Genomic DNA, 12,591 nt, shown 5'->3' on the forward strand with positions numbered 1-12,591 from the left:
GGTAGAAATGGACTCTTGAGGAGGAAGGCGGATGAAGATCGACGGCGGGTGCCATTGCGGCGCCATAACCTACGAGGCCGAGGTCGATCCGGAAAAGACCTCGATCTGCCATTGCACGGACTGCCAGAAACTAACCGGCACGGCATTCCGGGTGACGGTTCCGGCACCGGAAAGCAGCTACAGGATCACCAGCGGCACACCGAAGGTCTATATCAAGACCGGATCCACTGGCGCCAAGCGTGCCCAGGGCTTTTGCGGCGAGTGCGGATCGCACCTCTATGCGACATCGGTCGGCGATGGCCCGAAGATCTACGGCATCAGGGTCGGCACGGCGCATCAGCGCGAGGACCTGGTCCCGAGGAAACAGGTTTGGCACCGCTCGGCATTGCACTGGTTGCCGGAATTTGAAGGCATGACGACCGTCGAGGAACAGTAGCAGCCGGCCCGGCGGCTCAGTCGTCGCCCTCGACCACTCGCAGCCGCAACTGGCCGGTCTTGGAGTCGGCGACGCGCGCACCGGCCTCGACCTTGCCAGCACTGGGGCGCGGTGGCTCGGCTTCGCCTTCGGCGAACTCCAGCGCCTCGATCTTCTGGCCGCGCTTTGTCACTTTCGATGTAGAAACGAGGATGTCGTCGATGTCCTTCGTCGCCTGGCCGAAATGCGTCTGCAGCCGGCGCACCCGCTCGTCGACGCGCGCAACGTCCTCCATCAACCTGATGACCTCGCCCTGGATCAGATGCGCCTGCTCGCGCATGCGGGCATCCTTGAGGATCGCCTGGATGACCTGGATCGACAGCATCAAGAGCGACGGCGAGACGATGATGACGCGGGCGCGGTGCGCCTTCTGCACCACCGCCTCGAAATTCTCGTGGATCTCGGCGAACACCGATTCCGAGGGCACGAACATGAAGGCGGTGTCTTGGGTCTCGCCCTGGATCAGGTATTTTTCGGCGATATCGCGGACATGGATTTCGATGTCGCGGCGGAACGCCTGTGCGGCGACTTTCTGCAGGTCGGTGCCGTCGGCGGCGCGGATCGCATTCCATGCCTCCAGCGGGAATTTTGCGTCGACGGCCAGTGAAGGCGCGCCGTTCGGCATCCTCACCAGGCAGTCGGGCCGGCTGCCGTTCGACAAGGTCGCCTGGAATTCGTAGGCGCCATGCGGCAGGCCGTCGGCGACGATCGCCTCCATGCGCGACTGGCCGAAGGCGCCGCGCGTCTGCTTGTTGGAGAGGATCGCCTGTAACTGCACCACCTGGCCGGCGAGCGACTGGATGTTGCCTTGCGCCGTATCGATCACCGCCAGCCGCTCCTGCAGCTTGGCCAGGCTCTCATGCGTCGATTTGGTCTGCTCGGTCATGGTCTGGCCAAGACGCCCGGTCATCGCATCAAGCCGCTGGCCGATCGACTGGGTGAGTTCGGCCTGCCGCGCGCCGAACACTTCGGCGATCGCGCCCATGCGGCCCTGCATCTCGGCCTGGCTCTGCAGAATGCCGGCCATCCGCGCCTCGGCATCGCGGGCGTGGTCGGCGGCTTCCGCGGCCGCCACCGCGCGCGCCCTGGCCGACCGCCACAGCGCGACGACCAGCGCCAGGAACAAGCCGACAAACAGGATTGTGCCGAAGGCCAGCGCATGGCCTAGCGTGAACGTGCTGGCGCCGAGCCGGACGACGGGTTCGGAAAGGATGGTGCTCAGGTCGTTCATGCCGCCAGCATAGATGATTCGGTCCGCCGGCACAGATCAAAACGTGAACGGCCTCGGATTGTCCCCGTTGACGCTTTTCGCATGACGTCTTAGGTGAGACGCCATGTCGATCAAGCCGCTTATCATTCTTCCCGATCCCGTCCTGCGCCAGGTTTCCAACCCGGTCGAGCGCGTCGACGCGCCTTTGCGCAAGCTGGCCGGCGACATGCTGGACACCATGTATGACGCGCCCGGCATCGGTCTCGCGGCAATTCAGATCGGCGAGCCGCTGCGCCTGCTGGTCATCGACCTTGCCAAGGAAGACGAGCCGCCGGCGCCGCATGTCTTCATCAATCCGGAGATCCTCGAAAGTTCCGACCAGCGCTCGGTCTACGAGGAAGGCTGCCTGTCGATCCCGGACTATTATGCCGAGGTCGAGCGCCCGGCCTCGGTGCGGGTGAAGTACCTCGACCGCGACGGCAAGCTGCAGGAGATGCAGGCCGAGGGCCTGATGGCGACCTGCCTGCAGCACGAGATCGACCACCTCAACGGCGTGCTGTTCATCGACCACATCTCGAAGCTGAAGCGCGACATGGTGGTGAAGAAATTCAAGAAGCTCGCCAGGGACAAGGCGCCGGGCAAGATGGTGGGATAGGGGCATGCCCCTTCGCGTCATCTTCATGGGCACGCCGGAGTTTTCCGTGCCAACGCTGCGGGCGATCGCCGAGGCCGGTCACGAAATAGCAGCCGTCTACACGCAGCCGCCCCGCGCCGCCGGACGGCGCGGGCTGGAACTGACGCCGTCGCCGGTGCAGCGCGAGGCGGAGCGGCTGGGCATCGAGGTGCGGACGCCGACCTCGCTGAAGGGTGAGGCGGAACAGCAGGCATTCGCCGCCCTGCGCGCCGATGTCGCAGTGGTCGTCGCCTATGGGCTGCTGCTGCCGAAGGCGGTTCTGGAGGCAACCCGGCTCGGCTGCCTCAACGGCCATGCGTCGCTTCTGCCGCGCTGGCGGGGTGCTGCTCCCATCCAACGCGCCATCATGGCCGGCGACGCCGAAACCGGCATGATGGTGATGCGGATGGAGGAGGGCCTCGATACCGGTCCGGTGGCAATGGTTGAAAAATGCGCCATCGCACCCGATATGACGGCCGGCGAGCTGCATGACCGGCTGATGGACATGGGCGCTTCGCTGATCGTGGAAGCATTGACGCGGCTGGGGATAAATTGTCTGACATTTACCCAACAGGCGACGGCGGGGGTGACCTACGCCAAAAAGATCGATAAATCGGAGACACGCGTAGACTGGACGCGGCCTGCCGGCGAAGTCCACAATCACATTCGCGGCCTCTCGCCCTTTCCGGGCGCGTGGTGCGAGGTCGACATTGGCGGCCGCATAGAGCGGCTGAAACTGCTTCGCTCGACGCTTACGGATGGCGTCGGCGAGTCGGGAGGAATTCTCGATGACCGGCTGACGGTCGCCTGCGGGTCAGGCGCAATCAGGTTGGTCGAAGTTCAACGGGCGGGCGGAAGGCCCACCACCGCGCAGGAGTTTTTGCGCGGAGCCAAGATCGAAAAAGGAACGAAACTCTCATGAGCATGATGTCGATACGCGCGGCGACGCCGCGGGATCGCGAGGCGATCCGCCTCGTCGAGGAACATGCATTCGGCCAGCAGGCGGAGGCCGGGCTGGTCGACGCGCTGGTCACCGGCGGCGATGCCGTCGTCGAGCTGGTGGCGGAAGAGGACGGCCAGGTGGTCGGCCACATCCTGTTTTCCAGGCTTTTCGTGGGCAACGGCGGCAAGAGCTTCCCGGCGGTGGCGCTGGCGCCGCTGGCCGTCGAGCCGTCCTTCCATGGCTCGGGCATTGGCGGCGCGCTGATCCGCGAGGCGCATATCCGCCTCAAAGACGCCGGCGAGAGCCTGGCTGTGGTGCTCGGCGATCCGGCCTATTACGGCCGCTTCGGCTACACCCACGCCCGCGCCGAAAACTTCGAAAGCGAGTATCAGGGCGAAGCGCTGCAGGCACTGGCCTGGGGCGATGCGCCTGAAGCCGGCAAGCTCGTCTACGCTTCGGCCTTTACCGCACTCGCCGCTTAAGCGGCGAGTGCACTTCGCATATGCCGCGTTTTCGCCTCGACATCGAATATGACGGCAGCCAATTTGCCGGCTGGCAGCACCAGGCGGATCAGCCTTCGGTGCAGCAGGCGATCGAACAGGCGATCGAAAGATTCTGCGGCGAAGAGGTAAGGTTGCGTGCCGCCGGCCGCACCGATGCCGGCGTGCATGCGACCGCCCAGGTGGCGCATGTCGACCTCGCCAAGGCGTGGCCTGGCGACAAGGTGCGCGACGCCGTCAACGCCCATCTGCAAATGGCGGGCGCCCGCATAGCCCTTCTCAAGGCAGCGGCCGTCCCTGACGGCTTCGACGCGCGCTTCTCGGCCACCGGCCGCCACTATCTCTACCGCATCCTCAACCGGCGCGCGCCCTCGGCGCTGGAAAAGGGCAAGGTCTGGTGGGTGCCGAAGCGGCTCGACGCCGCCGCCATGCACGAGGCGGCCAAGCTGCTGCTCGGGCGGCATGATTTCACCACCTTCCGCTCGACGCAGTGCCAGGCCGACAGCCCGGTCCGCACGCTCGATCGTCTTGACGTCAGCCGGCAGGGCGATTTGATCGAGGTCAGGGCCTCGGCGCGTTCCTTCCTGCACAACCAGGTGCGCTCGATGGTCGGCTCGCTCAAGCGCGTCGGCGACGGCAGTTGGAGCGCCGCCGACCTCAAGGCAGCGCTCGACGCGCACGACCGCGCCGCCTGCGGCCAGGTGGCGCCGCCCGACGGGCTTTTCCTGATCGGCGTCGACTATCCGCAGACGTCCGCAGAAGCCCGGTAGGCTCGACCAGCGGGTTCGGTTCAGAAAGATCAGCTCTCGATGCTGGTCGGTATGGTGATGCCGAGCAGCGCCTGCAGCCCGAACAACACGGCCAGCGACGCCACGAACATGCCGGCAAAGACAGCCGTGCCGACTGCCGCGCCCCTGCCGATGACGGCATTGGTCATGCGCCAAGTCAGCACCATCGACAGCGCAAACAAAACCAGCGACACCAGCCCCGAAACTTCGTCGGTCGACGGCAGGAAAAGCCTGATTAGCGCCGACGGCAGCATCAGCCAGGCGATGATCGCCGATGCCCAGTTGCTGGCGACGACATAGTGGACGAAGCGGCCGCCAAGGCCGAGGCGCGGCGCGACCAGCGCCAGGCCGACCAGCGGCAGCACCCAGGAGCCGATGTCGACGGTCGCCAGCCGCAGAAGCATGCTGAAGCGCCCGGCGAATGCGTTCGGGTCACCGATCTCGTTGGCGATGCCGACCCAGCCGACGATCAGCGCCGGCGCCGCCACGACTATGGCGAAGAAGGAATTCCAGAAACCGTCGGCCGAAAGGTCGAGCAGGCGCAGGCCGTCGGCCTTGCCGAGCATCAGCCGCCAGGCGCCGGCCAGCGAAGCGTAGGTTTCATCGGCCGAAAGCATGATCACACCGAAAGCATGGTTAGGCTGCGCCTCGCTCGAACCAGTCTTCGATGAAGCGCTGGTAGATCTGCGTCAGCGTCTCGAGGTCGGCAAGCGCGACGCGCTCATCGACCATGTGCATGGTCTTGCCGACCAGACCGAATTCGACCACCGGACAATAATCCTTGATGAAGCGGGCGTCCGAGGTGCCGCCCGAGGTCGACAGCGCCGGCTTCCTGCCGATGGCCGTCTTGACCGATTGGCTGAGCGTTTCGATCAGCCGGTCGTCGCGGGTGAGAAACACATGGCTCGGCCGGTCGCGCCAGACAATATCGTAGTCGACCGGCGTTTTCTTGCCCGGCCGGTATTTTGTGCGCCCGGCCGCCTGGTCGAGCCGGTTGTGGATCTCGGCCTGGATAGTCTCGGCCGTCCATGTGTCGTTGAAGCGGATGTTGAAGGTCGCCGTCGCCTTCGCCGGGATGACGTTGGTGGCCGGGTTGCCGACGTCGATGGAGGTCACTTCCAGATTGGTTGCCTGGAAATCCTTCGTTCCCTCGTCGAAGGCTGGATAGAGCAAGGCATCGACCAGGCTCATCAGCCCGCGCACCGGGTTGTCGGCGAGCTGCGGATAGGCGGCGTGGCCCTGCCGGCCGTTGACGATGATGCTGCCGGACAGCGAGCCGCGCCGGCCGATCTTGATCATGTCGCCGAGCGCGTCCGGATTGGTTGGTTCGCCGACGATCGAGGCATCCCATTTCTCGCCCTTGCCGGCGGCCCATTCGAGCAGCTTTGTCGTGCCGTTGATCGCCGGGCCCTCTTCGTCGCCGGTGATCAGCAGCGAGACCGAGCCCTTCGGACCACCATTCTCCTCGACATGACGCGCCACTGCGGCGATGAAACAGGCGATGCCGCCCTTCATGTCGACGGCGCCGCGGCCATACATCTCGCCATTGGCGATGTCGGCGGCGAAGGGCGGGTGCGTCCAGGCGGCCTCGTCGCCGACCGGCACCACATCGGTATGGCCGGCGAACATCAAATGTGGCCCGTTGCCGGAGCGCCGCGCATAGAGGTTTTCGATGTCCGGCGTGCCGTCCTCCGAAAACACCGGGCGCTCGACCGAGAAGCCCAGCGGCTTCAGCATGTCTTCCAGCGCGCCGAGCGCCCCGCCTTCGGCGGGCGTCACCGAGGCACAGCGGATCAGGGCGGCAAGGTTTGCGGCGGGGTCGGTCGGCAAATTCATGGGCAAAGCGATAGTCGAAAGCGGAAGGCCTGTCACGGCCAGACATCATGGCCGGCCATGGCGCCGACAATATGGTTTTCATGCCGTATAGTTGCGGGCCAATAAAGGACTATCGCATGGCCAACAACGACAGCATGGTCGCAATCGCCGGCGCCGGCAGCCTCGGCTGCTATGTCGGCGGCTGTCTGGCGCTGGCCGGCCGGCGGTTAATTCTGCTGGCACGGCCACGCATCGGAGATGTGGTGCGCAAGTATGGTTTGCGGGTCACCGATCTCGACGGCCGCGACCGCTGCGTGAGCCCGGAGGCGCTGTCGGCGACAGCCGATCCGGCGGCCGCCCTGCGCGACGCCGAGGTGATCCTGGTGACGGTCAAGAGCGGCGCGACGCAGGAGATGGCTGCGCTGATCGCCGCCCATGCCCGCCCGCACGCAGTGGTCGTCAGCCTGCAGAACGGTGTCGACAATGCCGACAGGCTGCGGGCCGGGTTGGCCGGCCAGCAAGTGCTTGCCGGTATGGTGCCGTTCAACGTCGTCCAGTCGTCCGACGGCGACGTGCCGCTGCGCGTGCACCGTGCCAGCGAGGGCAAGGTGATGATCGAGGACGGCGTGGCCGGCCTGGCCGAATTGCTTGCTGTCGAGGGGCTGACGGTCGAAACCCGAGGCGACATGACGGCGGTGCTGTGGGGCAAGCTGTTGATGAACCTGAACAACGCGCTGGTGGCGCTGTCCAACCTGCCTTTGGCTACCGAACTCGCCGACCGCCGCTGGCGGCTGATCCTGGCTGGCCAGATCGGCGAGGCGCTGGCGGCAATGAAGGCTTGCGGCATCAAGCCCGCACGGATTGCCGGCTTGCCCCCTGCGCTGATGCCAAAAGTGCTCCGCCTGCCGGACTGGCTGTTCAGGCGGCTGGCGCGGCGCATGCTGGCCATCGACCCCGAGGCGCGCTCCTCGATGTGGGACGATCTGCAGCGCGGCCGGCCGACGGAGATTGGCGAGTTGCAAGGCGCGGTGCTTGGCTTGGCGGAAAGGGCAGGCATATCGGCGCCCGTGACAGCACGCGTCGCGGCTTTGGTGCGTGAAGCCGAGCGGCAAGGGCACGGCTCGCCCGGGCTGACCCCGGAAGCGGTCAGGGCGGCCTGAACGATCAGGATTGGTTCTTTTTCCCTGGTCGACCATCCTGGGGCCGGCCTTCGATCAGGGTGATCTTCTGCCAGATCTTGCGCGACAGGTTGGAGGCCAGGTTCTCGATATCGTTGACGCCGTCGATGACGACGTCGTCATTGACGGACTGGGCGAACAGAGCGGCGATCTTGCCGGTGATCGACAGCATTTCCGAGCAATAGTCGAGATAGCGGGCGAGGTCGGCGGCGTTGGTGATGCGGACCGGCGAATGCGCGGTCGGCTTGAAACTGGCGGAAAGCGTGGCCGGGTCCTTGGTCAGCTGGTGCATGTCGATGACATGGATCAGCGAGCGCAAGCCGTGCAGCTGGCGAAACACCTGCTTGCGCTTGATGCGCTCCTCCGACCGGATCAGCGCCAGGAAGCCGACAATGGCGAGGATGACCATGTTGAGCGAGGCTTCGATGCCTTGCACCGACTGCACGGCGTCGCCGGGTTTGGAAATGCGGTCGAACGGCAGGACGGTGCCGACGAACAGGAACATCAGCGTCCCGGCGACGACGGCGGCGACGATGAGGACGCGCAGCCACCAGATCGGCGCTTCCAGCGCCTTGGCGCCCTTTGCCAGGTCGCGTGACAAGGAGACCAGCTCGGCGGCGACGCCGCGCAGGCCGGCATCGGGAAAACGCTCGGCGACGCGCTCCTCAAGTTTTTCGGCGGTCTCGATGATCAGTTTCGGGTCAAGCGTGCGGTAGCGCATCGACCGGTCCCCCGTCAGTCGGCCGGCGCGTTGGTGCGCCTGCCGTAGCGGTTGGGTCCAGGCTGCCCGGGAAACAGGCAAAGCACCAGGAAGGCGATGATCGAGACGACCGGCACGAACAGCACCAGCGCCGCGATGCCAGGCTTGTCGAGATCGTGCAGCCGCTTCACCGCCAGCACGATGTTCGACCACAGCGAGGCGATGAAGGCGACGAAGAAGATGAACGACCACATGTTGCTCTCTGGCGAACCTTCCGCCACCAGCGTGAAGCGGTAGAGCGGAAAGGCCTGCACGATGGCCACCAGCAGCCCGCCGAGAAAATAGGCCGCGCGGCTGACGCGGCCTGAAGTTTTGAAGAAAAGCCAAATGAGGTCGGATTTTTCAGGCAAGCGGGTCCGGTCCATACTGATTGGCGCCCCTGGTGCCTTCGAGAATACCAAGCTCGACCAGCATCCAGATGCCGCCGATGATCGGCACGAGCCCGATCAGCGACCACCAGCCCGACTTGTCCCGGTCGTGCCAGCGTTTGGCGTAGACGGCGAAAACGCTATAGAGCATGGCAAGCGCGTAGATCACATACACAAAACCATAAGGCTCGCCGTTGAATGTCGTGCCGATGATGTTGTCGATAATCGCTGCAACAAGCGCGCCGACGAATATCACGCCAACGCAGGCCCAGAGCTTGCCGCGATTTATGCGGCCTTCATAGCTGGTCAGCAGGAACTTCCAGTCCATGTCACCCCTCCATCTCGAACCAGCGCGACGGATTGTCGCGCTGGCGGAGGGTGCGTCCGTTTCCGGAAAAGATCAATCGCGCAGCAATTCGTTGATCGAAGTCTTGGAGCGGGTCTTGGCGTCGACGCGCTTGACGATGACGGCGCAGTAGAGGCCGGGCCCGGGCTCGTTGTTCGGAAAAGCCTTGCCCGGCAGCGATCCGGCGACGACCACCGAATTGGGCGGCACTTCGCCATAGAAGACCTCGCCGGTGGCGCGGTCGACGATCTTGGTCGACTGGCCGATGAACACGCCCATGCCGAGCACCGAGCCTTCACGCACGATGCAGCCCTCGACCACTTCCGAACGCGCGCCGATGAAGCAATTGTCCTCGATGATGGTCGGGCCGGCCTGCATCGGCTCCAGCACGCCGCCGATGCCGACGCCGCCCGACAGATGCACGTTCTTGCCGATCTGGGCGCAGGAGCCGACCGAGGCCCAGGTGTCGACCATGGTGCCTGAGTCGACATAGGCGCCGACATTGACGAAGGACGGCATCAGCACCGCGCCCGGCGCGACATAGGCGGAGCGGCGCACGATCGACGACGGGACGGCCCGGAAGCCGGCCTTTTCGAAGTCGACGGCACTCCAGCCGTCGAACTTCGACGGCACCTTGTCCCACCACACCGCTTCGCCCGGACCACCCTTGATGATCTCCATCGGGTTGAGCCGGAACGACAGCAGCACCGCTTTCTTCAGCCACTGGTTGACGTGCCACTTGCCGTCGGCCTGGCGCTCGGCGACGCGAGCGGTGCCGCGGTCGAGCAGGTCGAGCGCCGACTGGATGGCGTCGCGCGTTTCGCCCCGGGTCGCGGTCGAAATCGTGTCGCGCTCCTCGAAGGCCTTCTCGATGGTCTCTTCGAGGCTCGCCAGATCAGTCTTCGACATGATTTCGCTCCGTTACCAAGCTGTTAAGGGGCAGCGCCTTAACCTGTTTTGAAAGTCGCGCGGACCCTATGTTAAGGCTTATTGGGGGTCAATCGTGAGTGCGCCATGGGACGGCGCAAGTGAATTATTGGGACGGGTAGAGCAAATGACGCCAATGGAAAAGGCGGGGTGGACGCCGCTGCCGCATTCGGACGAGGATCTGGAGCGCGCAAAGAGCGTGCCGGACACGCCGCAGACGCGCGCCGACACCTACCGTCTGGCCTGGAACGACCCCGAGTTCATGACACGGCGCGAATTGCGCGCGGTGCGGCTGCAGCTCGAGCTTCTGAAGCCGGAGATGATCCTCGCCGAACGCGGCATCCGTTCGACCGTGATCCTGTTCGGCGGCGCGCGCATTCCCGAGCCCGGCGGCGAAGCCTGGGCGGCGAAGAACGAGACCCAGAAGAAGAACCTCGAGCTGAACAGCCGCTATTACGAGGAGGCGCGCAAGTTCGCCCGCCTCTGCTCGCAGCAGTCGGCCACCTCCTACTACCGAGAATTCGTCGTCGTCACCGGCGGCGGGCCTGGCGTCATGGAAGCCGGCAACCGCGGCGCCGACGATGTCGGCGCTCCGTCGATCGGCCTCAACATCGTGCTGCCGCACGAGCAGGCGCCGAACGCCTATGTGACGCCCGAGCTCTGCTTCAACTTCCACTATTTCGCCCTCCGCAAGATGCATTTCGTCATGCGCGCCAAGGCGGTCGCGGTATTCCCCGGCGGCTTCGGCACGATGGACGAATTCTTCGAGACGCTGACGCTGATCCAGACCGGGCGCATGGAGCGCGTGCCGGTGATCCTGTTCGGCAAGTCCTTCTGGCAAAAGGCGATCGATCTCGATTTCCTGGCCGAACAGGGCACGATCACGCCCGGCGACCAGGACATCATCGATTTCGTTGACACCGCCGACGAGGCCTGGGGCATTATCAGCCGCTTCTACAATCTCTGAGCGTAGCTGGCCCGCGTCTCAGGCGGGCACTTCGACGATCGCCGTGAGAAAACTGGCTAGATCGTCGGTGACGAAATCGACGTCGTCCTCGTTGGCCGGGTCGCGTTCCCAGATCTCCGAGAAGGTCGGTTCGAAATTGCGCGGCACCACCAGCACCGTAGTCATGCCGAGCGATTTCGGCACGGCCAGATTGCGGGCAAGGTCCTCGAACATCACCGCATTGTGGCCGGTGACGGCGTGCAGCTCGGCAAACCGCTCATAGGTCTGGCGTGCCGGCTTGGGGTTCAGCCCGGCCGCGACGATGTCGAAGATGGCGTCGAAATGCTCGAGTATGCCGAGTTGGCGCGCGGTGCGTTCGGCATGCCTGCGATCGCCATTGGTGAAGATGAACTTGCGCCCGGGCAACTGGCGGATGGCGGCTCCGAGGACCGGATCGGGCACCAGCCACGAATAGTCGATGTCATGGACCTTTTCGAGAAAATCGTCGGGGTCGATGCCGTGGCGCGTCATCAGGCCGTTCAGCGTCGTGCCATACTCTAGGTAGAGTTCCTTCTGCAGCTTGCGCGCCTCGTCGCGCGGCAGCGTCAGCAGCTCTCCGACATAGGCGGTCATCTTCACGTCGATCTGCGCAAACAGGTTCGAATGGTGCGGATAGAGCGTGTTGTCGAGATCGAACACCCAGTCGGTGACATGGGCGAAGCGTGCGGGGTCAGGCAGCGTGGTCATGCCTCCTTATGGCACGCTGGTCAGGTGCTTATCCACAACTTATGCGCGTCGAAAGATGTGAAAGTGGGGCCTCGTTTCAAATTTTAAGCATCGCCGAAAGGTGGTCTTCAGGGCTTGCTGGGCACACAAGCGGTTCTGTGGGAGCCAGCGATGAATCGCCTAATTCTGAAATCCGCCGCCGTCGCTTTCGGCTCGGTAGCAGTCTCGCTTTTGTTGACGCTGATCATCGTCCCCGCACTGGGCTTCCCGATCAGCCGCACGATCTGGCTGACCTCCACAGTCTGCCCACTGGCCCTTGCCTGGATCGCCAGTGCAACCACCTTCTGGCAGAGCGAGAGGTTGAAAAGCGCGCATCGCGAACTCGCCCGGGCACACGCCCAGCTTGCCGCCGCGCACCGGCGCCTCTCGGAAAAGGCCAGCCGCGACGACATGACCGGCATGCTCAACCGCGAGAGCTTCTTTGCTGCGCTCGACGGCTCGCGGCGCAAATCCGATCGCGGCGCGCTGCTGATCATCGATGCCGACCACTTCAAGAAGATCAATGACAGCTTCGGTCATCTGACCGGCGACGACGCGCTGCTCTTGATCGCCGCCGCCATCGAACGCGGCGTGCGCAGCGGCGACGTGCTCGGCCGCATCGGCGGCGAGGAATTCGCCGCCTTCCTGACCGGCGCCACCGAACAGGAGGCCAAACGCGTCGCCGAGCGCATCCGCCGGGAGGTCGAACTGATCCGCTTCCGTCCCGTCGACGAGCGGACGGTTCCGCTGACAGTCAGCATCGGCGGCACCACCTGCGGCGAAGGCATCGGCGTGTCCGACCTGATGCGCGCCGCCGACCGCCGGCTCTACGAGGCCAAGCATCGTGGCCGCAATCTCGCGATCCTCGACCGCGATGTCCCGGAAGCCGCCTGAGGC

16 protein-coding genes are annotated in these 12,591 nt (G+C 64.8%); 8 read left to right on the forward strand and 8 right to left on the reverse strand.

Annotated features, from left to right (window positions below; all coding sequences use genetic code 11):
* Positions 1 to 31 precede the first annotated feature (31 nt).
* Positions 32 to 436: a GFA family protein gene (locus tag DH08_RS04985; RefSeq protein ID WP_192178177.1), complete on the forward strand. Its 405-nt coding sequence runs from the start codon at positions 32 to 34 to the stop codon at positions 434 to 436.
* A 16-nt stretch (positions 437 to 452) separates the two neighbouring features.
* Here DH08_RS04985 and DH08_RS04990 read toward each other — a convergent pair whose 3' ends face one another.
* Positions 453 to 1,706: a DNA recombination protein RmuC gene (locus DH08_RS04990; RefSeq protein ID WP_192178178.1), complete on the reverse strand. Its 1,254-nt coding sequence runs from the start codon at positions 1,704 to 1,706 to the stop codon at positions 453 to 455.
* A gap of 103 nt (positions 1,707 to 1,809) precedes the next feature.
* Between DH08_RS04990 and def the strand changes: the two genes are divergently transcribed.
* From def to truA, 4 genes are read left to right on the forward strand one after another with little or no spacing between them, the layout of a single operon-like run.
* Positions 1,810 to 2,340, forward strand: coding sequence for a peptide deformylase (def, locus tag DH08_RS04995; protein ID WP_192178179.1), 531 nt, complete (start codon positions 1,810 to 1,812; stop codon positions 2,338 to 2,340).
* A gap of 4 nt (positions 2,341 to 2,344) precedes the next feature.
* Complete coding sequence (gene fmt / locus DH08_RS05000) at positions 2,345 to 3,280, forward strand: methionyl-tRNA formyltransferase (RefSeq protein WP_192178180.1); 936 nt, start codon at positions 2,345 to 2,347, stop codon at positions 3,278 to 3,280.
* Complete coding sequence (locus tag DH08_RS05005; RefSeq protein WP_006200618.1) at positions 3,277 to 3,783, forward strand: GNAT family N-acetyltransferase; 507 nt, start codon at positions 3,277 to 3,279, stop codon at positions 3,781 to 3,783. Before fmt ends, DH08_RS05005 begins: the two co-directional genes overlap by 4 nt.
* A gap of 20 nt (positions 3,784 to 3,803) precedes the next feature.
* A complete protein-coding gene (gene truA / locus DH08_RS05010; protein WP_192178181.1) occupies positions 3,804 to 4,571 on the forward strand; it encodes a tRNA pseudouridine(38-40) synthase TruA in 768 nt (255 codons plus the stop codon).
* A gap of 29 nt (positions 4,572 to 4,600) precedes the next feature.
* Here truA and DH08_RS05015 read toward each other — a convergent pair whose 3' ends face one another.
* Complete coding sequence (locus DH08_RS05015) at positions 4,601 to 5,206, reverse strand: transporter (RefSeq protein ID WP_192178182.1); 606 nt, start codon at positions 5,204 to 5,206, stop codon at positions 4,601 to 4,603.
* Between the two features lie 19 nt (positions 5,207 to 5,225).
* Positions 5,226 to 6,425 (reverse strand): succinyl-diaminopimelate desuccinylase, encoded by a 1,200-nt coding sequence (gene dapE / locus DH08_RS05020; RefSeq protein WP_192178183.1) that lies wholly within the window; start codon positions 6,423 to 6,425, stop codon positions 5,226 to 5,228.
* Between the two features lie 116 nt (positions 6,426 to 6,541).
* Between dapE and DH08_RS05025 the strand changes: the two genes are divergently transcribed.
* Positions 6,542 to 7,564 carry a 2-dehydropantoate 2-reductase gene (locus tag DH08_RS05025; RefSeq protein WP_192178184.1) on the forward strand — a complete coding sequence of 341 codons (1,023 nt, stop codon included), beginning with the start codon at positions 6,542 to 6,544 and terminating at the stop codon, positions 7,562 to 7,564.
* A gap of 4 nt (positions 7,565 to 7,568) precedes the next feature.
* Here DH08_RS05025 and DH08_RS05030 read toward each other — a convergent pair whose 3' ends face one another.
* The 4 genes from DH08_RS05030 to dapD form a co-directional block, all read right to left on the reverse strand.
* Positions 7,569 to 8,303, reverse strand: coding sequence for a hypothetical protein (locus tag DH08_RS05030; protein ID WP_192178185.1), 735 nt, complete (start codon positions 8,301 to 8,303; stop codon positions 7,569 to 7,571).
* Between the two features lie 14 nt (positions 8,304 to 8,317).
* Positions 8,318 to 8,692 carry a DUF805 domain-containing protein gene (locus DH08_RS05035; RefSeq protein ID WP_167480895.1) on the reverse strand — a complete coding sequence of 125 codons (375 nt, stop codon included), beginning with the start codon at positions 8,690 to 8,692 and terminating at the stop codon, positions 8,318 to 8,320.
* Positions 8,685 to 9,038, reverse strand: coding sequence for a DUF805 domain-containing protein (locus DH08_RS05040; RefSeq protein WP_192178186.1), 354 nt, complete (start codon positions 9,036 to 9,038; stop codon positions 8,685 to 8,687). Before DH08_RS05040 ends, DH08_RS05035 begins: the two co-directional genes overlap by 8 nt.
* A gap of 72 nt (positions 9,039 to 9,110) precedes the next feature.
* Positions 9,111 to 9,965, reverse strand: a complete 855-nt coding sequence (dapD, locus tag DH08_RS05045) for a 2,3,4,5-tetrahydropyridine-2,6-dicarboxylate N-succinyltransferase (protein ID WP_192178187.1) — start codon at positions 9,963 to 9,965, stop codon at positions 9,111 to 9,113.
* 145 nt (positions 9,966 to 10,110) lie between these two features.
* On the opposite strand from dapD, the gene DH08_RS05050 reads away from it, so the two are divergent.
* Positions 10,111 to 10,950 (forward strand): LOG family protein, encoded by an 840-nt coding sequence (locus DH08_RS05050; protein WP_192178188.1) that lies wholly within the window; start codon positions 10,111 to 10,113, stop codon positions 10,948 to 10,950.
* Positions 10,951 to 10,968: 18 nt separating this feature from the next.
* Here DH08_RS05050 and DH08_RS05055 read toward each other — a convergent pair whose 3' ends face one another.
* A complete protein-coding gene (locus DH08_RS05055) occupies positions 10,969 to 11,676 on the reverse strand; it encodes a pyrimidine 5'-nucleotidase (RefSeq protein WP_006200628.1) in 708 nt (235 codons plus the stop codon).
* Between the two features lie 150 nt (positions 11,677 to 11,826).
* Between DH08_RS05055 and DH08_RS05060 the strand changes: the two genes are divergently transcribed.
* Complete coding sequence (locus DH08_RS05060; protein ID WP_006200629.1) at positions 11,827 to 12,588, forward strand: GGDEF domain-containing protein; 762 nt, start codon at positions 11,827 to 11,829, stop codon at positions 12,586 to 12,588.
* Positions 12,589 to 12,591: the final 3 nt, after the last annotated feature.

Source organism: Mesorhizobium amorphae (assembly GCF_014843845.1).
Taxonomy (GTDB): domain Bacteria; phylum Pseudomonadota; class Alphaproteobacteria; order Rhizobiales; family Rhizobiaceae; genus Mesorhizobium; species Mesorhizobium amorphae_A.

Excerpts from the sequence above, each read along its gene's own strand:
- DH08_RS04985 (WP_192178177.1), top strand. The coding sequence starts at position 32 with ATGAAGATCGACGGCGGGTGCCATTGCGGCGCCATAACCTACGAGGCC.
- DH08_RS04990 (WP_192178178.1), bottom strand. The coding sequence starts at position 1,706 with ATGAACGACCTGAGCACCATCCTTTCCGAACCCGTCGTCCGGCTCGGC.
- def (WP_192178179.1), top strand. The coding sequence starts at position 1,810 with ATGTCGATCAAGCCGCTTATCATTCTTCCCGATCCCGTCCTGCGCCAG.
- fmt (WP_192178180.1), top strand. The coding sequence starts at position 2,345 with ATGCCCCTTCGCGTCATCTTCATGGGCACGCCGGAGTTTTCCGTGCCA.
- DH08_RS05005 (WP_006200618.1), top strand. The coding sequence starts at position 3,277 with ATGAGCATGATGTCGATACGCGCGGCGACGCCGCGGGATCGCGAGGCG.
- truA (WP_192178181.1), top strand. The coding sequence starts at position 3,804 with ATGCCGCGTTTTCGCCTCGACATCGAATATGACGGCAGCCAATTTGCC.
- DH08_RS05015 (WP_192178182.1), bottom strand. The coding sequence starts at position 5,206 with ATGCTTTCGGCCGATGAAACCTACGCTTCGCTGGCCGGCGCCTGGCGG.
- dapE (WP_192178183.1), bottom strand. The coding sequence starts at position 6,425 with ATGAATTTGCCGACCGACCCCGCCGCAAACCTTGCCGCCCTGATCCGC.
- DH08_RS05025 (WP_192178184.1), top strand. The coding sequence starts at position 6,542 with ATGGCCAACAACGACAGCATGGTCGCAATCGCCGGCGCCGGCAGCCTC.
- DH08_RS05030 (WP_192178185.1), bottom strand. The coding sequence starts at position 8,303 with ATGCGCTACCGCACGCTTGACCCGAAACTGATCATCGAGACCGCCGAA.
- DH08_RS05040 (WP_192178186.1), bottom strand. The coding sequence starts at position 9,038 with ATGGACTGGAAGTTCCTGCTGACCAGCTATGAAGGCCGCATAAATCGC.
- dapD (WP_192178187.1), bottom strand. The coding sequence starts at position 9,965 with ATGTCGAAGACTGATCTGGCGAGCCTCGAAGAGACCATCGAGAAGGCC.
- DH08_RS05050 (WP_192178188.1), top strand. The coding sequence starts at position 10,111 with ATGACGCCAATGGAAAAGGCGGGGTGGACGCCGCTGCCGCATTCGGAC.
- DH08_RS05055 (WP_006200628.1), bottom strand. The coding sequence starts at position 11,676 with ATGACCACGCTGCCTGACCCCGCACGCTTCGCCCATGTCACCGACTGG.
- DH08_RS05060 (WP_006200629.1), top strand. The coding sequence starts at position 11,827 with ATGAATCGCCTAATTCTGAAATCCGCCGCCGTCGCTTTCGGCTCGGTA.